The sequence below is a fragment of the Methylophilus sp. 14 genome (assembly GCF_015354345.1).
GTDB lineage: Bacteria > Pseudomonadota > Gammaproteobacteria > Burkholderiales > Methylophilaceae > Methylophilus.
This window is the reverse complement of sequence record NZ_JADKYS010000003.1, coordinates 502,004-528,131: the sequence shown is the minus strand read 5'-3', so window position 1 is coordinate 528,131 and position 26,128 is coordinate 502,004. Positions and strand designations below refer to the sequence as shown.

The window sequence follows — 26,128 nt, the reverse complement described above, 5'->3', positions numbered from 1 at the left end:
ATTAAAAAAACTTATTTCAGGTGCAATTAAATGGTGCCAATCATGAACGGAGTCGAATCTATGGATAAGCAGTTAGGGTCGCCAAGTTATAGGCCGCTGTATGACCAGATCAAAGTGCTGATTACGCAAAGTCTGATCGGTGGGGAGTGGCGTCCTGGGGATATGATTCCAAGTGAAATTGATCTCGCCCAGCGTTATAAGGTCAGTCAGGGCACGGTGCGTAAGGCGATTGATAGCCTAGCGACGGAGAATATCCTGATCCGCCGTCAAGGCAAGGGGACCTTTGTAGCCACGCATAACCAGGATGATGTCAGATTGCGCTTTTTGCGTTTAACGGCAGAAAGTGGGCAGAAAGAACAGTTGCAAAATGAGTTTCTTTCCTGCGTGAAGAGCAAGGCCAGTGTACATATCGGTAAGGTGCTGGAAATCAAAGCAGGCGCGACCACCATAGACGTCAAACGCTTGCTGACTTTTTCCGGGCGGCCATTGATTTATGACCACATTATTGTGCCCGCAGCGCCCTTTAAAGGGTTGAACCGCGCCAAAGTGGAAGAAAGCAATGGCTCGATGTATAGCATGTATGAGTCGCAGTTTGGCGTGCGCATGATCCGCGCCGAAGAGCGCATCAAAGCCGTGGCTGCCGATGCCGAGGTGGCTAAAGCGCTGGGCTTGAAAGAAGGTTATCCATTATTAAGCATTGAGCGTGTGTCATTTACTTATGGCGATAAGCCGATGGAGTGGCGTTTGGGCTTGTGTCTGACAGACGATCACCACTATATGAGCGAATTGGAATAGGGCGACTTTTGAAAACGCATTTTCGCGTTGTTGGACTTCGCTTGCCGTACTGATCGTACTGTCTGCGCTTGTCCGCCTAGCCAAAATGCATTTTGAAAAGTCTTGTTGGAACACAAGGCTGGTGCAATAAAAGAAAGAGGTCACAAATGGACGATTTAAAGCAACGCGCGCTGGATTACCACCAGTTTCCCAAGCCGGGCAAACTGAGCGTGGAGTCGTCCAAGCCTTGTGCGACACAGCAGGATTTATCACTGGCCTATACGCCCGGCGTGGCCGAGCCGGTACGTGAGATTGAGGCGGATCCGGCCAATGCCTATAAATATACCAATAAAGGTAATTTAGTGGCGGTGATTACCGATGGTACTGCGGTGCTAGGGTTGGGTAATGTTGGGGCGCTGGCTGGCAAGCCAGTGATGGAAGGCAAGGGTGTGTTGTTTAAGCGCTTTGCGGATATTGATGTGTTTGATATTGAGGTGAATGCTGCGACGCCGGACGAGTTTATCCAGACGGTGGTCAATATTGCGCCAACCTTTGGCGGCATTAACCTCGAAGACATTGCTGCGCCGCACTGTTTTTATATTGAAAATGAATTGAAAAAACGTCTGGACATCCCGGTGTTTCATGACGATCAGCATGGCACCGCTGTGATCGTGGCCGCTGCTTTGTTGAACGCACTTGATCTCCAAGGCAAAACGTTGCCCCGCGCCAAGATTGTGTTTTTAGGCGCAGGTGCAGCGGGTTGTTCGTGTGCCAAATTGCTCAAGTTAATGGGCGCGAACAATATCACTATGGTCGATCGCAAAGGCGTGCTGGATACAAGCCGCGATGATTTGCATGATAACAACCGTGAACTGGCGATTGCAGCTGGCAGTGTCAAAACGCTGGCAGATGCCATGCAGGGGGCCGATGTGTTTATTGGTGTCTCTGCCAAAAATGGCTTGCCGCCAGCATTAGTAAGCAGCATGGCAGCCAAGCCGGTGATTTTTGCTTTAGCGAATCCTGATCCCGAAATTTTACCCAGCCAGGTCTTTGCCTTGCGCGATGACGTGATTATGGCCACCGGCCGCAGCGACTTCCCTAACCAGGTCAATAATGCCTTGTGTTTCCCTTATCTGTTCCGTGGCGCGCTGGACGCACAGGCCAAACAGATTACCGAGCAGATGAAAGTCGCAGCTGCCAAAGCGCTGAGCCAGTTAGCGCGCGAGCCAGTACCTGCGCAGGTGCTGGAGGCCTACCAGTTACAGTCATTATCGTTTGGTAAAGACTACATTATCCCTAAACCATTTGATCCACGTTTGATGGAATACGTGGCTGGCGCCGTTGCGCGTGCGGCCAATGCAGGCGAGTAAGAGCATTTAGCATGATCGTAAAGAAGCAAAAAAAACAACGCCCGAAGAATCTGGATTTATTCACGATCCGCTTGCCGGTCAATGCGGTGGTGTCCATTTTGCACCGCGCCAGCGGTGTGGTGCTGTTTTTGATTCAGCCGCTGTTGTTATGGGCCTTGTATTTGTCCTTGTCCAGCGCACAAGGGTATGCAGCCGTGGCCACGCAATTTCAGCAATGGCCGGTCAAGCTGCTGATCACCGTGTTGGCCTGTGCATTTTTTCATCATTTTTATGCCGGTATCCGCCACCTGGCGATGGATGTGCACTGGATGACGACCTTGCAAAAAGCGCGCTTCTCCAGCCGTGTGGTGTTATGGCTGGTCGCAGGCACCATGGTGTTTGTGATCTGGGCGATTTGGTAGAGGGGCCGCCATGTTGTTTGAGTTACTGACGGCCAAATATCCTGGCATGCGGCGTTGGCTGACACAGCGCTTGTGTGCGCTGTCGATGGCGGTGGTGTTGCTGTTGTTGTGGTTGCGTGTGATGTGGTTATCTCCACAGAATTTTAGTGAGTGGCAAGCCTTGTTTGCGCCACTGTGGTGGCGCCTGCTCACGCTATGGTTTTTTGCCTGCATGCTGTTGCATGCCTGGTTAGGGGTGCGTGATGTATTGCGTGATTACGTACCGCACTTGGGTATTCGGGCGGTGTTGCAATGGCTGGTGAATATTGCCGTATGGGGCAATGCGCTAGCGGTGTTGTGGATTTTATTTGGAATGGATTTTTAAGGTGAGTGGCATGACCAATACAGCCAATATGACAGAGGCAAGCAAACTCCAGCATCATCAGGTAGATGCCGTCATTATCGGCGGCGGCGGCGCAGGCTTGCGTGCTGCACTGCAACTGGCCGAGTCCGGTGCCGATGTGGCCGTGTTGTCCAAGGTGTTTCCAACCCGCTCACACACGGTGGCGGCGCAAGGTGGGATTGCAGCAGCCTTAGGCAATGTGTCTGACGATAATTGGCTGTGGCATATGTATGACACCATCAAGGGCTCGGATTACCTGGGCGACCAGGATGCGATTGAGTTTATGTGCCGCAATGCGGCCAAGGCGATTATCGAGCTGGAGCATTTTGGTATGCCGTTTGATCGCCTGGAAAACGGCCGTATTTTTCAGCGTCCGTTTGGCGGCATGACGCGCAATTTTGGCGAAACACCGATTTCGCGTACCTGTGCCGTGGCAGACCGCACCGGCCATGCCATGTTGCATACCTTGTATCAGCGTAACGTGAAAGCCAATACCCAATTCTTGATCGAGTGGTTTGCGCTCGACCTGATTCGCGATAGCGACGGCGATGTGCTGGGCGTGATCGCGCTGGAAATTGAAACCGGCGATATTCATGTCATTCACGCCAAAGCCACCATGCTGGCGACGGGCGGCGGTGGCCGTATTTTTCAGGCCAGCACCAATGCTTATATCAATACCGGCGATGGTTTGGGCATGGCCGCACGCGCTGGCTTGCCGTTGCAGGATATGGAGTTCTGGCAGTTTCACCCGACCGGTGTATTGAATGCCGGGGTGCTGATTACCGAAGGCGTGCGCGGTGAAGGTGGCTACTTGGTGAATAGCGAGGGCGAGCGCTTTATGGAGCGTTATGCGCCAAGTGCCAAAGACCTCGCTAGCCGCGACGTGGTGTCGCGCGCCATGGCGACGGAGATTAAAGAAGGCCGTGGCATCGGCAAACATAAAGATGCGGTGTTTCTCAAGCTGGATCATTTGGGCGAAGACATCATCAGCAAACGCCTGCCAGGCATTCGCGAAATTGCCAAAACCTTTGCTGGGGTAGACCCGACGAATGATCCTATCCCGGTGGTGCCAACGGCGCATTACATGATGGGTGGCATTCCGACGAACCTCGACGGCCAGGTGGTGGTACACGATGGCCAGTCTGAGCGTGTGGTCAATGGTTTATATGCCGTGGGTGAATGTGCCTGTGTGTCTGTGCATGGCGCCAATCGTTTAGGCTCGAACTCTTTGCTCGACCTGGTTGTTTTCGGCAAGGCCGCGGGCGACAAAATGGCGACCGATATTGCTGCCAACAAAGCCCATAAACCCTTACCCGCCAATGTCGCGGATGCCACGTTGGCACGTGTGAACCGACTCGAGAGCTCGAGCGCTGGTGAAAAAGTAGCCGAAGTCGGCCTGGCCATGCGCCAAACCATGCAAAAACACTGTGGCGTGTTCCGGTTCCCTGAGTTGCTGGAGCAGGGTGTAGATGCGATCAAACAAGTCGCCCAACAAGCGCAGCACTTAAGAATTACTGACAAAAGCAAAGTCTTTAACACTGCCCGTGTAGAGGCGCTAGAACTGGATAACCTGATGCAAGTGGCGCTGGCCACCATGCAAGCGGCGCATGCTCGCCAGGAAAGCCGTGGCGCGCATGCGCGTGAAGATTATCCTGAACGTGACGATGCACAATGGCTCAGCCATTCGCTGTATTTTGCCCACGAGCAAAAGCTTGCTTATAAGCCAGTGCGATTGCAGCCATTGACGGTTGAACCATTTGAGTTGAAGAAAAGGGTGTATTGATATGCGTTTCTCTATCTACCGCTTTAACCCGGACGTAGACAAAAAGCCCTATATGCAGGATTACGATGTCACGCTGGAAGACAGCGACCAGATGTTGCTGGATGCCCTGATGCGCATTAAAGAGCTGGACGAGTCGCTCAGCATGCGTAAGTCCTGCCGTGAAGGCGTCTGTGGCAGTGATGCCATGAATATCAACGGTAAAAATGGTCTGGCCTGCATCACCAAGCTCAGTGAGTTGCAAGAGCCGGTGGTGTTACGCCCTATGCCTGGCCTGCCGGTGATTCGTGACCTGGTGGTCGACATGACGCAGTTTTTTGACAACTATCACTCAGTGATGCCTTACCTGCAAAACCATGACACGCCACCTGAAACAGAGCGCCTGCAAAGCCCGGAAGACCGCGCCAAGCTGGATGGTTTGTATGAATGTATTTTGTGCGGCGCTTGTACGACTTCCTGTCCGAGCTTCTGGTGGAATCCGGACAAGTTTGTCGGCCCGGCCGGACTGATGCAGGCCTACCGCTTTATTGCCGATAGCCGCGACCAGGAGCAGGACGCGCGCCTGGAGAATCTGGAAGACCCTTACCGTTTGTATCGCTGCCATAACATCATGAACTGTACCGATGTGTGCCCGAAAAAACTCAATCCGAATGCGGCGATTGCGGCGATTAAAGATCTCAAGATTGAAAAGGCAAAAGCGCACAGCGAAGCTAAACCGGGTAAAAAGATATTTGGTATCAAGGTGTTATAGGAGCGACATATGTTGAATGCTGAAATTTTACGTGAAGCAGAGCAGCGTCGCCTGGCCTGGCGTTGCCGCCGTGGCATGCTGGAGCTGGACATTGTGTTGCAACGCTTTGTCAGTGACCACTTTAGCGGGTTAACGTTGGCCGAAATGGAGCAGCTTGATGCCTTGCTAGAGCTGCCAGATAACGTATTTTGGGACTTGATACAGGGTGTGAATCCACAACCCGGCATGGCGCAATCCGCCGCCATTCTTGAAAAATTAAGAGCGAGCCGACCGACGGCAGAACAGGAAACCGCATGAGTCAGCACATGGGAGAAGAGCCAATTGCACTGGATGCCAGCGCGTTGGGGGATTACTGGCCAGGCATACAGTTGTATTACCCGCCAGTGAAATACGCGCCTAGCCTGGGCATTTATGAAGACATGGAACAGGCGGCTAACCGTATGGTCAAGCACGCGCATTTCACTAATGCGCATACGCTGATTTTTGACCTGGAAGACGGCTGTCGGCAGAAAGAAATGAGCCGCACCTTGCTGCGCCAGGAGTTACCCAAGCTGCGCAAGGTCAATGAGCGCGTGACGATTGCCATTCGTGCCAATTCTTTCCGTACTGATGAGTACGAAGAGGATATGAAACTGGTGCGCGACATGGGCGAGTATATCGACGTCGTCATGCTGGCCAAGGCGGGTGAGTCTTACGGCGCGGCCGAAGTGCGTGATCTGTCGAGCTTTTTGCTCAGTATCAATCCGCACATCACCATACAGCCGATTATTGAGCACCCGAAATCGCTCAAAATCGCGCCGGAATTGATGCAATACGACACCGTGAAACACGTGGTGTTTGGTATCCATGACTTCTCCAAAGCGCTGGGTATACACATTACGCCAGAGCACTGGATTGAAGAATTATTTTACTTTATCAATCAGCTGATTTTTGAAGCCAGGATTGCCGGTAAAGGCGTGATTGGCGGTGTAGAAACATTGATAGGCAGTAACATCATGCCAGACAAGTTTGTTGAGCCACACGATGTGCGTCGCTGGCTGGATTTGCATGGGGATAACGAGTCGCGTGTGGTCTACAAGCACGCTTGCCAGGAAGCCGCGATGGGCCTGACCGGTAAGCAAGTGATTCACCCCGGGCATATCCATTTGTGTAAAACCGCTTATACACCGTCACCGACTGAAATTAACCAGAAGGTGGCGATTTTAAAAGCGGCGATTGAAGCGGATGCCTTGCTGGGCGGGGCGATCAAGTTCGATGGCGAAATGCTGGATCCGCCCATGTTTGGTAAGGCCTTGCAGACCTTGCTGCGCGCGCATGCCTTGCGAGCACTGAAAGTCAGCGATATGGAATTTGCATTGCATGTATTGCAGTTGATGCCAGCGCAGGTAGTGCGCCAAAACTGGCCCTACGGCATTCTGTTATAAAAATTCATTTTTAGCGCGAATTGCGGCGTTGCGCAGTGCTCGAAATGCTCATGTACTTTATGTACATTCCGCTTTCTGTGCGCTGTGCGCCTTGCACTTCATCGCTAAATTCTGAATTTAGCCGTATTTATAGAGTTTGAAAAAGCATTTTCAAAAGAAATGCAAAATCAGCATCGCATAAACCATGCATGCACAGAGTGAATGGAAAGGTTTGAACATGACACAGTTAGCCCCTTATCCACAATGGCAATGGGAGATTCCCGAGTTTTTTAATATCGGGGTCGCTTGTAGTGACCGCCATTTAGGCACGGCCAAAGCCGATGAAATCGCCATGATTGTGGAAGATGACACCTTCGGCACTAGTACCATCACATTTGGCGAACTGGCGAGCCGTACGGACCGTTTTGCTCAAGTGTTACGTGATTTGGGTGTGGCGCCGGGTGACCGTGTCCTGATCCGTTTGCCTAATAGCCTGGATTATCCAACGGCCTTTTTGGGTACCATGAAAACGGGGGCGATTTCGGTGCCAACGTCTACGTTGCTTACTGCAGAAGAGGTGGCTTATCTGGCGAAAGATTCCGGTGCTGTCGTGCTGGTGACTGATGCCGCCGCCTGGGCCGGGATGTCGGCCAAAATGCAGCAGAATATTGCACAAACCCCTCACCTCAGGCATGTCGTATTGACCCAATTGCAGGGCGAGCTGGCGGATTCGACGGTGTTTAATGTGTTGTCGCTGGAGACAGCATTGGCTGCCGTGCAAACCGTTGCCCCAGCTTATGCCACACGTGGTGACGATGCCGCTTATCTGGTCTATACCTCGGGCACCACAGGCTATCCCAAAGGCGTGCTGCATGCGCATCGTGCCTTGCTGGGCCGTCAAACTGCTGCCCAATACTGGTTTAACTATAGCGAAACTATGCAAGACCGCATCATGCATTCTGGCAAGTTTAACTGGACCTATGTGCTGGGCACTGGCCTGATGGATCCTTTATATCTGGGCAAAACCGTGATTGTGCATGAGGGGAAAAATGATGCGCAAAAATGGCTGGAACTGATCGCCAAACATGGCGCCACTATTTTTATTGGTGTGCCGACCATTTACCGCCAGTTGCTGCAAAAAACCCATGCCACCCAAGCCGACGTGCCTAGTGTGCGCCATTTTATGAGTGCTGGTGAGCATTTGTCAGACGAAGTGCTGACGCAATGGCGGGAGCGCTTTGGGCTGGATATTTATGAAGCGGTTGGCATGAGTGAGTTCTCTTACTATTTATCACAAAGTATTTTTCGGCCGATTCGCGCCGGTTCGGCAGGTTTCCCGCAACCAGGGCACGATATTGTCCTGCTTAACCCTGAGACGCGTGAGCCGGTGGCAGAGGGCGAGGAGGGCATGATCTGTGTGCCGGACACTGACCCTGGCTTGTTTCTCAACTATTGGAACCTGCCAGAAGAAACCGCCAAATACAAACACGACGGCTATTTCTTTACTGGCGACTATGCCAAATACGATGCGGATGGCTATATCTGGTTCCTGGGCCGCAAAGACGACATTATCAAGAGCTTTGGTTACCGCGTTTCACCGTATGAGATTGAGCGTGTTTACAAGGGGCATCCGGCCGTGGCGGATTGTGCCGCCGTGGGGGAGGAGATTGAAAAAGACAAATTGCTAGTGGTGATCTATGTCATCCCCAAACCAGAGGCCAATATTGCACCAGAAGAGCTCATGGCCTTTGGCAAACAGCATCTGGCAGCTTATAAGGCGCCAAAAACTGTCTACCTGGCCAAGGAGTTTCCACGCACCAAAAATGGTAAAATCCTGCGTAAAGATGTGAGTCCCGCCATTGCTTATTTAAAGAGCAATGCCCGATAGATGCAGTCGCGTTAAAGAAAACCTCATGGCCCTGATTAAAACCCAAGACTTTATCGAGAGTATTGCCGATGCCTTGCAATATATCTCTTACTACCATCCGGAAGACTATATCCGGGCGCTGGCCAGTGCCTACGAAAAAGAAGCATCGCCTGCTGCCAAAGATGCCATTGCACAGATTTTGACCAATTCACGTATGTGCGCTGAGGGTAAGCGACCTTTGTGCCAGGATACCGGCATTGTGGTGGCGTTTATCAAGGTTGGCATGCAGGCACGCTTTGAAGGCGATATGACCATTGAAGAAATGGTCAATGAAGGCGTGCGCCGCGCGTATCTGCATCCCGATAATACCTTGCGCGCCTCGATTGTGAATGACCCGGCAGGCGCGCGTAAAAATACACGCGATAACACACCAGCCATTACCCATATTGAGATGGTGACCGGGGATACCGTCGATATCCAGATTGCGGCAAAAGGTGGCGGCTCTGAGAATAAATCTAAATTGGCGATGTTGAACCCGAACGAAAGCATCGTCGACTGGGTGCTGGAGGTCGTGCCAGAGATGGGCGCGGGCTGGTGCCCGCCCGGCATGCTGGGTATAGGCATAGGCGGCAGTGCGGAAAAAGCCATGCTGCTGGCCAAAGAGTCACTGATGGCGCCGATTGATATCCAGGCGTTGCAGGCACGTGGCGCGCAAAATCGCATAGAAGAGTTGCGGCTGGAGCTGTATGAAAAGGTCAATCAGCTAGGCATAGGCGCGCAAGGTCTGGGCGGTTTGACGACCGTGCTCGATGTGAAAATACTGGATTATCCCACCCATGCCGCTAGTTTGCCGGTGGCAATTATCCCTAACTGTGCGGCGACACGGCATGTGCACTTTACGCTGGATGGTTCTGGCGTGGCTGAACTGACGCCACCGAGTGCCGAGGTGTATCCAGATGTGCACTGGGCGCCCAGTCCGCAAGCCAAACGCGTGAACCTGGAAACCGTGACGCGTGAAGAAACACAGACCTGGAAAACCGGTGATACCTTGTTGCTCACCGGCAAAATCCTGACAGGTCGGGATGCGGCGCACAAACGCATACAAACCATGCTGGCCAAGGGTGAGCCCTTGCCGGTGGATTTCACCAACAAGTTTATTTACTACGTCGGCCCGGTAGATGCGGTGCGCGATGAGGCCGTTGGCCCAGCAGGCCCAACGACAGCAACGCGTATGGATAGCTATACCGATATGATGCTCAACACCGGCTTGTTAGGCTCCATCGGTAAAGCCGAACGCGGGGAAGAGGCGTTGGTTGAAATCGCCAAACACAAGTCAGTGTACCTGATGGCTGTCGGTGGCGCTGCTTACCTGGTCAGCAAGGCGATTAAAAAGTCGCGTGTGCTGGCCTTTGCAGAGTTAGGCATGGAGGCAATCTATGAGTTTGAGGTGGTTGATATGCCGGTGACGGTGGCGGTCAGCGCCGATGGTGAATCCGTGCATCAGACCGGCCCGGCACAATGGAAGAAAACCATTGCCTTACAAGCCGTTTAATCGCCGCCAGTAATGTGAGCGCAATCACTGAGAGGGCGCACGAATTGGTGAAAGATACGTCATACGACTAAATGTCATCATGGAGTGAGTATGATAAAAATAAACACTGGGGTAATGGGTTTGATGGCCGGTTTGGCCATCAGTCTCAGTTTGCCTGCGTATGCCGAGTCTGCGCTAGAGTATTTTACCGATAGCAGCGGCCGCTATGGCGGGCCGACGCTGGAGGATCAGGTGGCTTTGATGGACACTGACCACAACGGTTTTGCCGATGTGTTTGAAGTGCGTGCCTACCTGGAAAAGCAGCATGGTAAAGGCTACCAGAAAGAATTACTGGATAAATGGGAGTCGTCTGCCCAGGGTAAGAGTTGCAGTACCCCATTTGCCAAAGAGTTATATGGAGACAGTACGCGCTGACCGCAGGAGTGTTGTTTTGTTGCTGTCGGCGGCTGTCATTTGCATCAATTGCCGGAATGTTACAAGCAGTTAACATTCTGGCGGATGGACTGGATTATAATCAAGCGAGAAGAGATCCTCGCGGCCAATCGCTAGTTTTTTAATCAGAAAACAGTACTGGCCCATTCCCCGACTTTGTTTTATTGATAGAGCCTACACATCATGTTACAAGCATACGATACCCACGTTAAAGAGCGCGCTGCGCAAAACCTGCCTCCTTTACCCCTCAATGCAGAACAAGTCGCTGCCTTGGTCGAGTTGCTGAAAGCCCCGCCTGCGGGCCAGGAAGCCTTATTGGTCGATTTGCTGGAAAATCGTATTCCGGCAGGCGTTGACCAGGCGGCGTATGTCAAAGCCGCGTTTTTGGCAGATGTTGCCAACGCAAAAGCCAGCTCGCCATTGGTGAGTGCAGAACGCGCGGTTGAACTGCTGGGCACCATGCTGGGTGGCTACAATGTACAGGCTTTGGTGGCCTTGCTGGATACGCCGATGGCTGCCCATGCGGTCAAAGCCTTGTCGACCACTATCCTGATGTTTGATGCTTTCCACGATGTGGATGCCAAGATGAAAGCCGGTAACCTGCACGCCAAAACTTTGATGACGGCCTGGGCGAATGCCGAATGGTTTACCAGCAAGCCAGCCCTGGCTGCAGAAATCAAAGTTGTTGTATTCAAGCTGGATGGCGAAACCAACACTGATGACCTGAGCCCGGCGCAAGATGCCTGGAGCCGCCCGGATATTCCATTGCATGCCAAAGCCATGTTGATCAACCGCATGACCGACGGTTTAAGCACGATTGAAAGCCTCAAGCAAAAAGGTTTGCCATTGGCTTATGTCGGCGACGTGGTCGGTACCGGCTCTTCCCGTAAGTCAGCGATTAACTCCGTGCAGTGGTGGATGGGCGACGACATTCCGTTTATTCCTAACAAACGGACGGGTGGTGTGGTCATTGGCAGCAAAATTGCGCCTATCTTTTTCAACACGGCGGAAGACTCCGGTGCCTTACCATTGCAGTGCGACGTGTCCAAATTGAATACCGGCGACGTGATTGTGATCAAGCCGTTTGAAGGCAAAGTATTCAGCGAAGCAGGCGAGTTGCTGTCTACGTTTGAAATGAACCCGGTCACCTTGCCAGATGAAGTGCGCGCGGGCGGCCGTATTCCGTTGATTATTGGCCGCGGCCTGACGGCTAATGCGCGTAAGGCGTTAGGCTTGGGCGACACCGATACCTTTATCAAATCCGTTCCGGCCAAAGAGACTGGCAAGGGCTACACACTGGCACAAAAAATGGTGGGTCGTGCCTGTGGCTTGCCTGAAGGTGTGGGCGTGCGCCCAGGGACTTATTGCGAACCCAAAGCGACCACTGTTGGTTCACAGGATACGACTGGCGGCATGACGCGTGACGAGCTCAAAGAACTGGCTTGCCTGGGCTTTAGTGCTGACTTGGTCATGCAGAGCTTCTGCCATACAGCGGCTTACCCGAAACCAGTCGACATCAAGCTGCAACATGAGTTGCCTGAGTTTATGTCCAGCCGCGGTGGCGTCAGCTTGCGCGCCGGTGATGGTGTGATTCACTCCTGGCTCAACCGCCTGATCTTGCCAGATACTGTAGGTACTGGCGGTGACTCCCATACCCGTTTCCCGATCGGCATCAGCTTCCCGGCAGGTTCTGGTCTGGTGGCATTTGCCGCAGCCACCGGCGCCATGCCGCTGGATATGCCGGAATCTGTCTTGGTGCGCTTTAAAGGTGAAATGCAACCTGGCATCACCTTGCGCGACCTGGTCAATGCGATTCCTTATGCTGCAATCAAGGAAGGCACGCTGACCGTTGGCAAACAAGGCAAGAAAAACGTATTTAACGGCCGTGTACTTGAAATTGAAGGTTTGCCTGACTTGAAAGTTGAGCAGGCATTTGAGCTGGCAGATGCCTCTGCCGAGCGCTCTGCCAACGGTTGTACCGTGCTGCTGAATAAAGAGCCTGTCATTGAGTTCCTCAACTCCAACATCGTGCTGATGCAGAACATGATCGAAAATGGTTATGCTGATGCACGAACGCTGGAGCGCCGCATTGCCAGCATGAAAGCCTGGCTGGAAAAACCGGAGTTGCTGCAACCAGACACCGATGCCGAGTATGCGCATGTGATCGAAATTGATCTCGCCGATATTAAAGAGCCACTGGTGGCTTGCCCGAATGACCCGGACGACATCAAGCCATTGTCTGAGGTGGTCGGTGACAAAATTGATGAAGTATTTATTGGTAGCTGCATGACCAATATCGGTCATTACCGTGCCGCCAGTAAAGTGCTCGAAGGCGCCGGTGGTATTCCGACCCGTTTGTGGATTGCGCCGCCGACCCGTATGGATGAAGCACAACTGCGTGCAGAAGGCGTCTACTCTACCTTTGGCGTTGCAGGCGCGCGTACTGAAGTGCCAGGCTGCTCTTTGTGCATGGGTAACCAGGCACGCGTGGCAGACAAGGCCACCGTCTTCTCAACTTCTACGCGTAACTTTGATAACCGCATGGGTAAAGACGCACGTGTTTACCTGGGCTCTGCTGAGCTGGCGGCCGTATGTGCCAAATTGGGCCGTATGCCGACCATGCAAGAGTACATGGACACCCTGGGTAGCAAGCTGACCAATACGGCTGAGATTTATAAATATCTCAACTTTAACCAGATGACCCAGTACGCGGGCTCTTTGGAAAACGTGAAAAAAATTATTCCAATTAAAGAAACAGCCTAACGGTTGTTAATCACCTGAGTAAAGAGCAAAGGGGGCATCTGCCCCCTTTGTTGTTTTTAGGGCAGGACATATCCTTGCAACTGTAAAACCTGAGAGGCCTGCTCACCGCCTCCTTCTGTTTTGATTATGATGTATTTGCTGACGTCAACGACTCGCTTTAGCGGCACGTCAATACCACTGATTCATTCAATACATTTTCAATGTCAAAGGAGAAGTTCATGAAACCGTTCGAACAAGGCTTGGTTAACTATCAACAACGTTTGCTGTCACATGATTACGGTCAGGTATTTTGCCGTTTTGATGCGGAGCAACAGGCGTTATGGAGTTATATACACCAACCACAGCGCATTCCCTGCATTAATCATGAGTTACTCATGCACTTGCATGAGCACCATGCTGATATCCAGCGCAGTGGCGGTTATGTCCAGGCTGATGCCGACACCGTATTGCCTATCCGTTATTCCGTCTTTGCATCCGCCACGCCAGGCTATTTCAATATGGGCGGTGATTTGCAAAAAATGGCCGCTGCCATCCGCCAGCAGGACAGGGCGCAATTGCAGGCCTATGCCAAGCTGAGTATTGATGTGGTAGCCCAGCGCGCATTCCGTTTTCAGCTGGATCACGTGACTAAAATCTCACTGTTGCAAGGCGAAGTGCTAGGCGCCGGCATTGAGGCCGCGATGACCAGTGACGTGCTGATTGCTGAAAAACAATCCGTATTCTGCTTTCCAGAGTTATTTTTTAACATGATTCCAGGCATGGGTGCTTACAGCTTTATTGCACGAAAAGCGGGGATTGCGGTGGCAGATAAAATGATTCTCGGTTGCGAGCGTTACACGGCCGAAGAGTGCCTGCAAATGGGGCTGATTGACATCGTGGTTGACGAAGGGGAAGGCGAGCAGGCCGTGCAGGACTTCATTCATAAAAATAACAAACGTGCAGAAGGCTTTTTGTCGGCGCAGAAGGCCAAGGCGAGAATCAATCCTTTAACTTACGATGAGCTCAAGGATATTGTCGATGTGTGGGTGGAAAACGCCTTGCGGCTGACAGAGCGGGACTTGAAGGTGATGGATCGCTTTTATCGTGCCCAGTCACGGTTGTTTCCTAATGAAGCGCAGGTGAGTGATGTTGCGCCACAACAGCCGCTGGTATTGCCAGTAGACCATCATATGGCAGTGAATCAGTAGTGTGTAGCAGCGCAGGTGCCCGGCTATTTATGAGAACGTTTGGAAGAGAGCTTGCTGCGATGTTGTTGCAATTGCGTGCGCGTCTCTTCATAACAGTCTGCCACGGCCTGATAGAGGCCGGAAATAGTCTGGGCATCCTCCATGCTCAACCCCAGTAAATGGCGGCTGAGTTTGCTGAGTGGAATCAGGCCCATGTTGGCCGATTCGCCAGCCAACTCATGCGCCAGTTTATGGACTTGCTCGAAGTTTAAATCAAGGCTTGCTTTACCCAGCGCGCGCAGCAAGACATCGGTGGAGTCAATGAACTCTGTGATGAGTTTGTGCAGGAATGCTTCGCCGCCACCCAGTTTTAACAAGTGTGCCATGCGGTCATCATCCAGCAATGGTTCAACGGTTGGGCTGATGCTGGCGATTTTGGGACTAGGTGTAGAGGCAGGTTTTGCCGTCCTCATCGGCGAATCAGGGGATCTTGATTCGATAAAAGCGGGCGCTACAGGTGTGGCTTCTGCTGATTCGGCGGCTGTGTTTTTAGGTTTTCTACGTCTGATAGGCGCCACTTGCGCGACCTGTTCAGTTTCTATCGTGCTGGCGATAGCTTCGATCAGGCTTTGAATTTGTCTTGAAACCACAGGCTTGGTCAATACTTGATACACACCGGCGCGTAAACAGCGGTCTTGGGTGGTTTTAGTCGCATCTGCCGTCAGGATCACGGTCCTGATCGGTTTGCTGCCAGGCAGAGCATTGTGGATGTTAAACACCTCAAGGCCGTTCATTTCCGGCATGTTGTAATCGAGGATCATCAAGTCGAACTGATGATGTTCCAATGCGTCCAGCGCGGCATCGCCGTTGTCTACTGCTTTGACCACGCAGTGCATTCTTTGCAGAGTTTCGTTCAGGATCAGGCGGTTGACCACATTGTCATCCGCAATCAACACGCGAATTTTTTTGCGGAATTTAGTGTGGCTGCTTAATGGCACCACATTTGACTGGCTATCCAGGTTGATTTCGTTCACCGCCTGCGGCGCAGACGCAACTGCATGTATCAGCGGCAGGCTCACCACAAAGGTCGTACCAACATTTTCCTGGCTGGTGACGCTTATTTTACCGCCCATGACTTCAACCAGCTGTTTGGCAATAGAAGTGCCCAAACCCGTACCGCCATAGCGCCTGGTAATACTGCTGTCTGCCTGGGTGAAGCTATCAAAAATCAATGGCAAGGCGTCGCTTTTAATGCCGATACCAGTATCGCGAATACGGAAGCTGAGCTTGCTCATGTCGGCATGCCCCTGCATCACGCTAACCACAACATCGACCCCACCGTGCTGGGTAAATTTAATGGCGTTGGCGATCAGGTTGGTTAACACCTGCTCGAGATGGTGCATGCTGCCCACATAATGGCGTTCTACCAGCGGATCAAGATGGAATCTGAGCCATAATTGCTTGCGTTCAACCTCAATCTGGAACATCAGTTGCAGGCGCTGGATCAGGTCCGGCAGGAAGAAGGTGATTTCTTCCAGCTCCACTTTTCCTTTTTCGATTTTGCTGATATCGAGTACGTCATTAATCAGCTTTTTCAGGCTGGAGGCTGAGGTGCCTACCATTTTAAGTAGTTCAGACTGTTTGCTATCCAGCTTGGTTTGCGCGATTAATTCACTGGCACCAATAATGCCGTTCAGCGGCGTGCGCATTTCATGGCTGATATTCGACAGGAAATTGGTTTTCGCCTCACTGGCTTGTCCTGCCTCCTTGGTGGCTTTTTCCAGGCTGACCAGCAAGCGCAATGCATGAGGCGGGATTAGTAACAAGGTCAGTAAAAAGCCATAGGCTAAATGCTGATGCTGGTTCCAGTAGGGGTTTAAATAGAGGGTGAGGCTAAAACCAACCAGACTGAAGACGTAACAGCCTTTAAAAAACTTGGTGCCATAACGCAAGCCATAACCAATGATGAGCCAGAGGTAAATGCCGATAAACACACCAGCCATTGCGCCTGAAATCATTTGTTCCAGTGAGGTCGCCGTGATGTCCATCACCATGGCTGTCCACTGGCGCTTTTCATTTTTCTGCGGATTCTGCAGGATGTTGTATAACATCAGAAAGCCCAGGCACAAATAAATCAGGCAAAGTAATACGGGCTCAAAACTGCTGTGATTGACCAGAAGGTAGAGTGTGATAAAACTAACGAAAACAACACGGATGAGAGCCTGCTCAGTTTCATAACTGATAGACTTTATTTCTGTCACTTTCTGCTTTAACTGTCTAACTAAATCTCGCATGCTCAATCATGTTCAGGGTTATACGCTTACTCGGTACTGGCGCAGGAAAAATCTAATCTATATGGGGAATCTAACCTATATTGATAGTTAACGGACTTTTCTTAAGATAACTTAAATTTTAGCAGGCTCGATTTGATTATCAAAGGAAGTTTACTTTTGGCAACCCAAAATAATAGTATGGTTGACGGCATCTGTGATAAAAATGCCGATATTCTGACCTTTTTATCGATTTATCTGCATGACTAACTCAACTGAGACTGGCCCTATCGAGACTGAACAGCCTTCCAGATTGTCGCGCTGGCTGGCGCGTAGCCGGATGGTGTTGCCGATTTCCTTTTTTATCGGCGGCTTTGTCTGGGATGCCATTACCATAGGCAAAAAAGTCGCGCTGTCCGATATGGCGATTTTTGCCGGGTATTTATTACTGGCCGCGTTGCTGATGTACCAGTTGGCTGAGCCTTCCTCTTCGGTCAGGCGTATGGGCGAGCGCTTGTTAAGCTGGCAGTGGCTGCAGAGTAAACTTTCCCGCTGGACCGTGCAGGACTGGCCCTACTGGATATTACAGTTTTTATTCGGCAGCCTGCTCAGCGCATTGTTCATCCTTTATTTTAAAAGCTCCAGTTATGGCCTGGCGTGGGTCGTCACGTTGGTCTTGGGCGTATTGCTGGTCGCCAATGAGTTTATGGAGGGGGAGTACCGCCGCCTCAGCTTGTGCTGGAGCATGTTTGGCCTGTGCACGATTTTGTGGTGTAACTTTGCTTTTCCATTTTTGTTTGGCAGCGTGCATGCGGCCTGGTTTTATTTAAGCACGGTGCTGGGGGCGACGGTGACTTATGTGCTATATCAGCGGGCACCGCATCATGCAGGCCGTATCTGGCCAGTGTGGGTGATTGCCGGGCTGCTGATGCTGGCCTATCGCGCCGATATGATTCCACCGGTGCCATTGGTGAAACAGGCGGTGGTAATCGCTTATGACCTCGAAAAGTCACCGGAAGGTTACTGGATGACGGTTGAAAAATCGCCCTGGTGGCAGTTTTGGCGGGTCGATAGCGACCATTTTTACCTGCAACAAGGGCAAAAACTGGTGTGTTTTTCAGCGGTGTTTGCGCCGCAAGGCTTGCACACCAAGCTGCTGCATGACTGGCAGAAGAAAGTGAAGGGGGAGTGGGTGAGTGTCTCCATGCCTGGTTTTTCACTCACTGGCGGCCGCGACAGTGGCTACCGGGGGTATACCTATAAAACCAACCTTACCGCGGGGGAGTGGCGTGTGCGTATCCAGACCGCTACCCGGCAAACGATTGCGGTCAACGCGTTTAGTGTGACCATCAATAATCAGTCTGATCCGCAGCGGCGCACGCGTATCCGCTACTAGTGACTGGTCAGCGTTGCTGGCCTTCACAAGCCGCTTGTGCGCCTGCATCCTGTGCCAAGGTGTTTGCTAACCAGCTCAGATGTGGCTCTACAGACTGGCGCAGAGTCCATGGCGGGTTAATCACCCACATGCCACTGCCATACATGCCAAAGCCATCTGCTGACGGTTGCTGCACATCCAGCGTCACATGCAGATAATCTGTATTCAGGCTGCGCAGCTTGTCTATCATTTGCTGTGGCTCTGGCCGTTGCAGGCGTGGATACCAGATCAGGTAAGTGCCGGTCGCAAAACGTTTCAGGCTATCTTTAATACAGTCGACCACGCGCGCATAATCGTCTTTCACCTCATATGGCGGGTCTATCAGCACAATGCCGCGCTTGGTGGGCGGCGGCAGGCAGGCTTTAATGCCTTCAAATCCATCTTTTTGCTGGATAGACACCTGTCTTTTCTGTTGCGAAAATTGTTGCTCCAGCAAGGCAGCATCGGCTGGGTGCAGCTCAAATAATCGCAATTTGTCTGCCGCATTTAAAAAATGGCTGGCAATGCAAGGTGAGCCGGGATAGAGGTTTTTTTGCCCCTTGGCTGCTGCGGCAACAGCTTGCAAATAGCTGTCAAATATCTCGGCAGGTTGGCTTTGCTGCAGGCGTTGAATGCCATCGACATACTCGGCCGTTTTATTCGCCACGGCGCTGTCCAATTGGTAAAGACCCGCGCCAGCGTGGGTATCTATCACCCAGTAAGGTTTATCCTTCTGGTTAAAATAATCCAGCACCAGGCTATAAAGCCAGTGCTTCAAAACATCGGCATGATTGCCAGCGTGAAAGGCGTGACGGTAACTTAACATTACATAGACTCTTAGATAAGCCACTATTATAAGCGACAAAGTTTGCGTGCTCTTGTTAAAACTAGGTAACTTGCATTAGCATGCAAGCATGAAACCTAGTCATACACATACCGAACACACGCACGCGCATGATCACTTACATGAGGGCTCGCATGGTGGCTCTCATAAGGGCTGTGCACACGATCACGCTACGCACGCCCACGACGATCATGGCCATGATGACCAAGCACATGGCAATCCTTTCTGGATTCCTTTCCTGGCCATTGCGCTATTCACGGTCGTAGAGTTTGTCGGCGGCCTCTGGACCCAGTCGCTGGCTTTGCTCAGTGACGCCTGGCATATGTTATTTGATGTGCTGGCACTCGGCCTGGCCATGTGGGCCGCGCACAGGGCGCGTACTGGCCACCCGGCATCCCAGCAAACCGAGCGCCGTGTGTCTATGATTAATGCCGTCTCCATGTTGCTGGTGACAGCAGGTATCGTTATAGAAGCTATCGAGCGCCTCAAGCACCCGGTGTCAGTGGCTGGCGGCTACGTCAGCATTATCGCGCTGGTTGGTTTGCTGGTTAACCTGTTTGTGGCCAAGCATATGCATCACCAGCACGAGCATCACGGCGGCGATGCCAGCTTGAACCACCGCGCCGCATTTTTGCATGTACTAGGCGATTTACTCGGTTCGGTGACTGCCGTCGCCGCTGGTGTGGTGATTTATTTCACCGGCTGGATGACCATAGACCCGATACTGTCTATCCTGATTTCATTGCTGTTATTAGTGGTGACCCTTAATTTGATCCGTGATATCTATCGCGGAAAAACCGGCCATCACCACTAATTATTATTTTTGACTCATTAAAGGAGCACCCATATGCCTTACGTTAATGTCAAACTCGCAGGCTCTGTGACCAAAGAGCAAAAGAAACTGATTGCCAAGGAGATCACCGAAACCCTGCAAAAACATGCCCAGAAACCGGCCAATTACACCTACATTGTCTTTGAAGAGGTCGAGTATGAAGACTGGGCAATAGGTGGTGAGTTACTTGGCTAGGCCCTTCAAACCTGCACACATGCGTGTAGAATACGCGCATGTTTGACCCCAAGCCCATCCTCAAAAACCTGCCTAATCTGCCTGGTGTTTACCGCATGCTCAATGTGGAAAACACAGTGATTTATGTCGGCAAGGCCAAAGACCTGAAAAAACGGGTTTCCAGCTACTTTAATAAAAATCTGGCCAGTCCGCGTACCAAAATGATGGTGTCTCAGATTGCCAATATCGAAACCACGGTGACGCGCTCGGAAGCTGAGGCGTTATTGCTGGAGAATAACCTGATCAAGGGCTTGATGCCGCGTTACAACGTGTTGTTCCGCGATGACAAGTCTTATCCTTATATTGCGCTGACGGGGGATGCTTATCCCCGCTTGGCGTTCCATCGAGGCACCCAGCGCAAGGGTAGCCAGTATTTCGGCCCGTTCCCGAGCTCGCCAGCGGTACGCGAAAGCATCCAGTTGCTGCAAAAGGTATTTAAGCTGCGCACTTGTGAAAATACGGTGTTTGCCAACCGTTCGCGGCCTTGCTTGCAATACCAGATTGCACGTTGCACGGCGCCTTGTGTCAACCTGATTTCTGAAGCCGATTACGCCGGGGATGTGCGCCATGCTGCGATGTTCTTGCTAGGCAAAACCAGTGAGGTGATTGATTCACTGGCAGATGGCATGAATGTGGCTGCTGAGGCGATGGAGTATGAGCAGGCAGCGATTTTGCGCGATCGTATCCAGGCGCTGCGCCAGGTACAGGCCAAGCAGTTTGTCAGTGATTTTAGTGTCAGTGATGCCGATGTGATTGCCTGTGCCGAAGTGCAGGGCCAGCATTGCATTAATCTGGTGATGATCCGCGGCGGCCGCCATTTGGGCGACCAGAGCTTTTTCCCTAAAAATAGCCAGGATGCAGAGTTAGCCGAAACGGTAGAAGCGTTTATCACGCAATATTACTTGTCACAAAACACGCCGCCGTTGCTGGTGTGTGGCGCCGAGGTCAACAAATCTGAATTTGAAGAGATGCTGAGCGAGCAATCTGGGCGCAAGATTCGTATTTTGACCAATGCTATCGGTGACAAAAAGGTTTGGCTCAAAATGGCGCAAACCAATGCGGAACTAGCCTTGCAGCAGCGTCAGGCGACCTCAGCCAGTCAACAGGCACGTTTGCTGTCATTACGCGAAGCGCTCAAATTGGCAGAGAATACCGAGCGCATTGAGTGCTTTGATATCAGCCATACCATGGGCGAGGCCACCGTGGGCAGTTGCGTGGTGTTTGACCGTGGCGATATGCAAAATAGCGAATACCGCCGTTATAACGTCACCGGCATCACGCCAGGCGATGATTATGCCGCCATGCGCGATGTATTGACGCGCCGCTATAAAAAAGTGGCGGCAGGCGAGGGTAAGCGGCCAGACCTGATCTTTATTGATGGTGGTAAGGGCCAGCTTGGCGTGGCGATTGAGGTGATGCAGGAAGTCGGCCTAGAGGATATTCTATTGGTCGGTATTGCCAAAGGGGAGGAGCGTAAACCGGGCCTGGAGACCATGATCTTCTCTGATACCGGTGAAATGCTGAACTTGCCCACCGATAACCCAGGCTTGCACTTATTACAGCAAATCCGCGATGAAGCACACCGGTTCGCCATCACAGGGCATCGGGCAAAACGCGCCAAGGCCAGAATCACCTCTAGCCTGGAAGAGATTGAAGGCGTGGGCGCCAAGCGCCGCAAAGCCTTGCTGACGCGATTTGGTGGCCTGGATGGGATAAAAAGTGCTAGCATAGACGAGATTGCCCAAGTCGAAGGCATTAGCCTGGCCCTGGCGCAAACCATTTACGAACGCTTGCATTAATCGCGGGTAAATGGCCCTTGTATGCATCCATAGACGAATAAACATGTGGAATATCCCAAATATACTTACCTTGTTGCGCATCGGCATGATCCCGGTGTTTGTTGGTATCTTTTACCTGCCTGCCAATGCTGTCACCGCTGATGGCCTACCAGCCCACTGGGTCAACTTAACCGCTGCCAGTGTGTTTATCCTGGCGGCATTCACTGATTGGCTGGATGGCTACTGGGCGCGCAAATATCACCAGATGTCAAAATTTGGCGCGTTTTTAGACCCGGTGGCCGACAAACTCATGGTCGCTGCGGCTTTGATAGTGCTCGTTGAGTTAAATCGCGCAGGCGCGGTGGTCGCGCTGATTATTATCGGCCGTGAAATTGCCATCAGCGCCTTGCGTGAATGGATGGCCAGTATAGGCAAAAGCGCCAACGTGGCTGTGGCCATGGTCGGCAAGGTCAAAACGGCTGCGCAAATGGTCGCGATTACCTTATTGCTCTGGTATGACCCATTGTTTGGATTAGATGTGCAATGGCTGGGTGAATGGCTGATTGTCATCGCCGCATTACTGACCCTGATTTCCATGGGTTACTACTTGCGCGCAGCATGGCCGGCAATACGCGAAACCATCTAAAAAAGCAATCATAAAAAAGAAACATTATTTTCAAAATCGTCCTTGACACCGGTCTTAAAATCATTAAAATGCCAGCTTCTTTACGACACATGGCGTAAGGAAATACGCGGGAATAGCTCAGTTGGTAGAGCGCAACCTTGCCAAGGTTGAGGTCGCGAGTTCGAGACTCGTTTCCCGCTCCAAAATTTCGGGGAAAGCGCCGCTTTCCCTTTTTAACATAAGAAGTTTTTATGTTGTTGGTTCTGGCGCGATAGCAAAGCGGTTATGCCGCGGCCTGCAAAGCCGTTTAGGCCGGTTCGACTCCGGCTCGCGCCTCCAGTCTCATGTAGCAAATATGCGGGAATAGCTCAGTTGGTAGAGCGCAACCTTGCCAAGGTTGAGGTCGCGAGTTCGAGACTCGTTTCCCGCTCCAAATTTCTCTCAAGCGTGTTTCCTGAACACTATGCAACGTAGATCAGGGTGCTAGAATACAAAGCTTGTTGACCTACCGCCCGGATGGTGAAACTGGTAGACACAAGGGACTTAAAATCCCTCGGCTTAACGGCTGTGCCGGTTCGATTCCGGCTCCGGGCACCACCTTCACTCAATGCTTCAGTTTTTTCTCTACTGATCACATACCTAATCTTCAGCAACGAATATACCCGTCTTGGGGGCGTTTTGATTCATCAAACAAGCATCCACACTGCATCTGTATTTCAATAAAAGTGGCAGCTCACAGAATTGTTAAATTAACAAAGCCGTGAAATCTAACCTGATAATCTTCTCGCTGAAGCTGAACGCATCAAATCTCTATATCAAGGGAAATTGTGTGCGCTGTATGCAAAAAATTGCTGCTTTACCGGACGTTTACTTGCGGGTAGTCCACTTCTATCCGTGTATATGCTATTCGCATATAGCATATACACCTCTATGTTCCTTATTTTAGAATTGGGAATTTTTATTTTAATCCATTGATTTATATGTTTTTAGTTGATATATTCCCAATTCTAGAATAAGGAATATGTGTTTTTAAATCCATGGCAAGCGCTAAACTAAATGAACAGATTGCTTTAAAACCCCAGGATCTGGTGGTGTTGCTACGGCTATCGCTTGGGCGAGGAGAGGCGATGCCAACGTATGCGACGCTCGGGCAGGAGTTGGGGCTGGCGGCCTCTAAAGTCCATGCCAGTGTGGTGCGTGCTATACAAGCGCAATTGGTGTTCAAGGCGGCAGATGGCAAACCACAGTTGGTGCGCGAGGCATTCAAGCAGTTTTTGCTGTATGGGGCGCGCTATGCTTTCCCTGCAATTCATGGCGAAGTCACACGCGGCTTGCCTACTTTGTATGCGGCTTCGCCGATGAAAGAAAAAATCATCGCATCTAATGAGCTGCCTCCGGTGTGGCCCGATAAAAATGGCAAGGTGCGTGGCATGGCGCTGTATCCGCTTTACCCTAATGTGCCAGATGCCGCAAACCGCAACCCGGCTTTGTATGAATTGCTGGTGTTGTTTGATGCCTTGCGCGCGGGCAGTGCGCGTGAGCGCAATTTGGCGCAAGAAATGCTGAGTGAACGGTTGAGCGCACAGGCATGAATGCAAATGACCCCAATGTGATGTCGCTAGAGGTCGTTGCCCAGCATTTGGGCGCAGAGTTGCTTGAGCGCATGGTGTTTGTGGGCGGAGCGGTGGCAGGATTGCTGATTACTGATCCGGCTATGCCGACAATACGCCCAACAGAGGATGTGGATTTAGTGGTACAAGCGACGGTGCTGCGCGAGTACCACGCCGCAGAAGCTGCATTAAAGCGCAGGGGTTCGTGCAAGATATGGCAGCAGATGCACCAATATGTCGTTGGCGTATCGGCGCTTTGACGGTAGACGTCATGCCTATGGAAAAAACGGTTTTGGGTTTTGCTAACCGCTGGTATCCGTTAGCGGTTGCAACTTCGCAGCCTTTTACCTTGCCAAGTGGCAAAGAGATTAAGCTGATTATTGCGCCAGTATTTGTTGCAACTAAACTGGAAGCCTTTGCAGACCGTGGCAACTGCGATTTTTTGTTCAGTCATGATTTGGGTGACATTATTGCGGTTGTCGATGGGCTTGAGACTCTGGTGGATGAGTGCAAGCAAGCAGGGCCAGAGCTAAAAAGTTATTTGCAAGTAAGGTTTGCCGAGTTGATGACTAATCCATCATTTCGGCAAGCCTTGGCTGGGCACTTACCGCCCGATACTGCAAGCCAGAGTCGGTTGCCGATGCTTGAAAATAAGTTAAATGCGCTGGCTAGTTTAGTGTGATGTGTCTGCGAGCATCAAAATAGACGCTTGGCTATGAATGACTGCAATGATGCCTGGGTACAAAGCTGATGCTTACCACACCCAGAAGCCGCGACTCCAGGCGCGGGCTTCTTCGCTGCCTTCGGCGTAGGGGTTTTCTGTGTGTTTCAGGCCTTCTGAAGAGGCTTGAAAGCCTTCGTCATAGCATTTTTGCATCAGGGCGTGGTTGGTTGTGTCTGCCTGCTTAGCCGTGCTAAAGAATGAGAAGTATCCTTTGAGTAAATCTAAGTCCATGACGTGACCCCCTGATGTTTTTGATTGTTTTAATCATTATGTGTTGATTATGAGCTCAATGGTTTTGCCCTGCCAATAGCCCACTTAAGCCATGTGCCGTATTCTGCGGCAGGGATAAAACTTGTATGGTTTATCCTACATGTGGCTGGCATACTCGCCTAGCAAGTTAACCAAGTTTAGCAATGTGCCCCTAAAAATTACCTTGTCTGCGTCATTTCACGCATGGTCAACACTTTATAAAATTGTATAATGATCTGGTCGTGTGTGGCTGGTAGCACTTTTGAACCAGGATTGATGTCAATCAACACATGCAAGAAAGCCATCTTTACACTGAGTCGATGATGTTTCGTCTCTCGTGTGGAGCAGGCATTACCAATGAAGTCAGGAAGTTGTGTGATTTACGTAGAGTTAAAGACGGTTATTCTTAAAAAACAATTGGAGTGGGGCAGAACCATTACCATCACTGAAATTGCAGATGCCAGCGGGATTAGCCGCATGACCTTGCATCGCATGTTAAAAGATCAATCCTATAATGCCAGCACCGATCACCTGAATAAGCTGTGCGCTTATTTGCAGTGTGATTTATATAGCCTGGTGCGCTGGGAGCCTGATATTGCCGTGCCGCAGGAGCACGTAGCCTAAGAAACAATCTCCGCCAAAAAAACCTCCGCTATTGCCGGAGGTTTTTTTATTGGGGCGAGGTTTACGGCATGCTTTCCTGATTCTTGAATAAATCTTTTTGCCAGGCTATTGCCGCCAAAAAACATGGATTACCCTGCCATGCCAGTATCTATGCGGGCTGGCAAGCAATACCTATGTTTCATACATTCAGCGAACAGCGAAGATAGCTGGTGTTTGCCGCTTTTTTTAAGCAATGCAAATGCGCGAGAGTTTTGAATAATAAGAGAAAATTTTTGGAATTCTC

25 protein-coding genes and 4 tRNA genes are annotated in these 26,128 nt (G+C 51.3%); 26 read left to right on the top strand and 3 right to left on the bottom strand.

Annotated features, from left to right (window positions below; genetic code table 11):
* The first annotated feature begins 60 nt into the window (after positions 1-60).
* From INP78_RS10805 to INP78_RS10745, 13 genes are all read left to right on the top strand, one after another.
* Positions 61-795 carry a GntR family transcriptional regulator gene (locus INP78_RS10805; RefSeq protein WP_194742225.1) on the top strand — a complete coding sequence of 245 codons (735 nt, stop codon included), beginning with the start codon at positions 61-63 and terminating at the stop codon, positions 793-795.
* A 146-nt stretch (positions 796-941) separates the two neighbouring features.
* Positions 942-2,144 carry a malic enzyme-like NAD(P)-binding protein gene (locus tag INP78_RS10800; RefSeq protein ID WP_194742166.1) on the top strand — a complete coding sequence of 401 codons (1,203 nt, stop codon included), beginning with the start codon at positions 942-944 and terminating at the stop codon, positions 2,142-2,144.
* An 11-nt stretch (positions 2,145-2,155) separates the two neighbouring features.
* Entirely contained in the window at positions 2,156-2,545 is a 390-nt protein-coding gene (sdhC, locus tag INP78_RS10795; protein ID WP_194742165.1) for a succinate dehydrogenase, cytochrome b556 subunit, read from the top strand.
* A 10-nt stretch (positions 2,546-2,555) separates the two neighbouring features.
* Complete coding sequence (gene sdhD / locus INP78_RS10790) at positions 2,556-2,909, top strand: succinate dehydrogenase, hydrophobic membrane anchor protein (RefSeq protein WP_194742164.1); 354 nt, start codon at positions 2,556-2,558, stop codon at positions 2,907-2,909.
* A 10-nt stretch (positions 2,910-2,919) separates the two neighbouring features.
* On the top strand, positions 2,920-4,710 hold the full coding sequence (gene sdhA / locus INP78_RS10785) for a succinate dehydrogenase flavoprotein subunit (protein ID WP_228522816.1): 1,791 nt from the start codon (positions 2,920-2,922) through the stop codon (positions 4,708-4,710).
* A gap of 1 nt (position 4,711) precedes the next feature.
* Positions 4,712-5,458, top strand: coding sequence for a succinate dehydrogenase iron-sulfur subunit (locus INP78_RS10780; protein WP_228522815.1), 747 nt, complete (start codon positions 4,712-4,714; stop codon positions 5,456-5,458).
* Between the two features lie 9 nt (positions 5,459-5,467).
* Positions 5,468-5,755 (top strand): succinate dehydrogenase assembly factor 2, encoded by a 288-nt coding sequence (locus tag INP78_RS10775; RefSeq protein WP_194742163.1) that lies wholly within the window; start codon positions 5,468-5,470, stop codon positions 5,753-5,755.
* Positions 5,752-6,882, top strand: coding sequence for a CoA ester lyase (locus INP78_RS10770; RefSeq protein ID WP_194742162.1), 1,131 nt, complete (start codon positions 5,752-5,754; stop codon positions 6,880-6,882). Before INP78_RS10775 ends, INP78_RS10770 begins: the two co-directional genes overlap by 4 nt.
* A 217-nt stretch (positions 6,883-7,099) precedes the next feature.
* A complete protein-coding gene (locus tag INP78_RS10765; protein WP_194742161.1) occupies positions 7,100-8,749 on the top strand; it encodes an acyl-CoA synthetase in 1,650 nt (549 codons plus the stop codon).
* 25 nt (positions 8,750-8,774) lie between these two features.
* The gene (locus INP78_RS10760; RefSeq protein WP_194742160.1) at positions 8,775-10,280 is read left to right on the top strand and encodes a fumarate hydratase; all 1,506 of its coding nucleotides are present in this window, start codon (positions 8,775-8,777) and stop codon (positions 10,278-10,280) included.
* Positions 10,281-10,370: 90 nt separating this feature from the next.
* Positions 10,371-10,694, top strand: a complete 324-nt coding sequence (locus tag INP78_RS10755; protein ID WP_194742159.1) for a hypothetical protein — start codon at positions 10,371-10,373, stop codon at positions 10,692-10,694.
* 201 nt (positions 10,695-10,895) lie between these two features.
* Positions 10,896-13,475: a bifunctional aconitate hydratase 2/2-methylisocitrate dehydratase gene (gene acnB, locus INP78_RS10750; RefSeq protein ID WP_194742158.1), complete on the top strand. Its 2,580-nt coding sequence runs from the start codon at positions 10,896-10,898 to the stop codon at positions 13,473-13,475.
* A gap of 218 nt (positions 13,476-13,693) precedes the next feature.
* Complete coding sequence (locus INP78_RS10745) at positions 13,694-14,662, top strand: crotonase/enoyl-CoA hydratase family protein (protein WP_194742157.1); 969 nt, start codon at positions 13,694-13,696, stop codon at positions 14,660-14,662.
* A 23-nt stretch (positions 14,663-14,685) separates the two neighbouring features.
* Here INP78_RS10745 and INP78_RS10740 read toward each other — a convergent pair whose 3' ends face one another.
* Complete coding sequence (locus INP78_RS10740) at positions 14,686-16,935, bottom strand: ATP-binding protein (protein ID WP_194742156.1); 2,250 nt, start codon at positions 16,933-16,935, stop codon at positions 14,686-14,688.
* Between the two features lie 238 nt (positions 16,936-17,173).
* On the opposite strand from INP78_RS10740, the gene INP78_RS10735 reads away from it, so the two are divergent.
* On the top strand, positions 17,174-18,307 hold the full coding sequence (locus INP78_RS10735) for a DUF2914 domain-containing protein (protein WP_228522814.1): 1,134 nt from the start codon (positions 17,174-17,176) through the stop codon (positions 18,305-18,307).
* Between the two features lie 7 nt (positions 18,308-18,314).
* On the opposite strand, the gene INP78_RS10730 is transcribed toward INP78_RS10735, so the two are convergent.
* Positions 18,315-19,151, bottom strand: coding sequence for a 23S rRNA (adenine(2030)-N(6))-methyltransferase RlmJ (locus INP78_RS10730; RefSeq protein ID WP_194742155.1), 837 nt, complete (start codon positions 19,149-19,151; stop codon positions 18,315-18,317).
* 88 nt (positions 19,152-19,239) lie between these two features.
* Between INP78_RS10730 and INP78_RS10725 the strand changes: the two genes are divergently transcribed.
* The 11 genes from INP78_RS10725 to INP78_RS10675 all read left to right on the top strand — a co-directional run bounded on the left by INP78_RS10725 (position 19,240) and on the right by INP78_RS10675 (position 24,930).
* Positions 19,240-19,983, top strand: a complete 744-nt coding sequence (locus INP78_RS10725; RefSeq protein ID WP_194742154.1) for a cation diffusion facilitator family transporter — start codon at positions 19,240-19,242, stop codon at positions 19,981-19,983.
* 33 nt (positions 19,984-20,016) lie between these two features.
* Positions 20,017-20,196, top strand: coding sequence for a 4-oxalocrotonate tautomerase family protein (locus INP78_RS10720; protein ID WP_019882571.1), 180 nt, complete (start codon positions 20,017-20,019; stop codon positions 20,194-20,196).
* A gap of 38 nt (positions 20,197-20,234) precedes the next feature.
* On the top strand, positions 20,235-22,034 hold the full coding sequence (gene uvrC / locus INP78_RS10715) for an excinuclease ABC subunit UvrC (protein ID WP_194742153.1): 1,800 nt from the start codon (positions 20,235-20,237) through the stop codon (positions 22,032-22,034).
* A gap of 43 nt (positions 22,035-22,077) precedes the next feature.
* A complete protein-coding gene (gene pgsA / locus INP78_RS10710; protein ID WP_194742152.1) occupies positions 22,078-22,659 on the top strand; it encodes a CDP-diacylglycerol--glycerol-3-phosphate 3-phosphatidyltransferase in 582 nt (193 codons plus the stop codon).
* A gap of 106 nt (positions 22,660-22,765) precedes the next feature.
* Positions 22,766-22,841 (top strand) — tRNA-Gly (locus tag INP78_RS10705).
* A gap of 62 nt (positions 22,842-22,903) precedes the next feature.
* A tRNA-Cys gene (locus INP78_RS10700) sits at positions 22,904-22,977 on the top strand.
* A gap of 18 nt (positions 22,978-22,995) precedes the next feature.
* Positions 22,996-23,071 (top strand) — tRNA-Gly (locus INP78_RS10695).
* A gap of 77 nt (positions 23,072-23,148) precedes the next feature.
* A tRNA-Leu gene (locus INP78_RS10690) sits at positions 23,149-23,235 on the top strand.
* A 530-nt stretch (positions 23,236-23,765) separates the two neighbouring features.
* Complete coding sequence (locus INP78_RS10685; protein ID WP_228522813.1) at positions 23,766-24,230, top strand: hypothetical protein; 465 nt, start codon at positions 23,766-23,768, stop codon at positions 24,228-24,230.
* Complete coding sequence (locus tag INP78_RS10680; RefSeq protein WP_194742150.1) at positions 24,227-24,508, top strand: hypothetical protein; 282 nt, start codon at positions 24,227-24,229, stop codon at positions 24,506-24,508. Before INP78_RS10685 ends, INP78_RS10680 begins: the two co-directional genes overlap by 4 nt.
* Positions 24,509-24,519: 11 nt before the next feature.
* Positions 24,520-24,930 (top strand): hypothetical protein, encoded by a 411-nt coding sequence (locus INP78_RS10675; protein WP_194742149.1) that lies wholly within the window; start codon positions 24,520-24,522, stop codon positions 24,928-24,930.
* A gap of 72 nt (positions 24,931-25,002) precedes the next feature.
* Here INP78_RS10675 and INP78_RS10670 read toward each other — a convergent pair whose 3' ends face one another.
* Complete coding sequence (locus INP78_RS10670) at positions 25,003-25,203, bottom strand: hypothetical protein (protein ID WP_194742148.1); 201 nt, start codon at positions 25,201-25,203, stop codon at positions 25,003-25,005.
* A gap of 375 nt (positions 25,204-25,578) precedes the next feature.
* On the opposite strand from INP78_RS10670, the gene INP78_RS10665 reads away from it, so the two are divergent.
* A complete protein-coding gene (locus tag INP78_RS10665; protein WP_228522812.1) occupies positions 25,579-25,845 on the top strand; it encodes a helix-turn-helix transcriptional regulator in 267 nt (88 codons plus the stop codon).
* Positions 25,846-26,128: the final 283 nt, after the last annotated feature.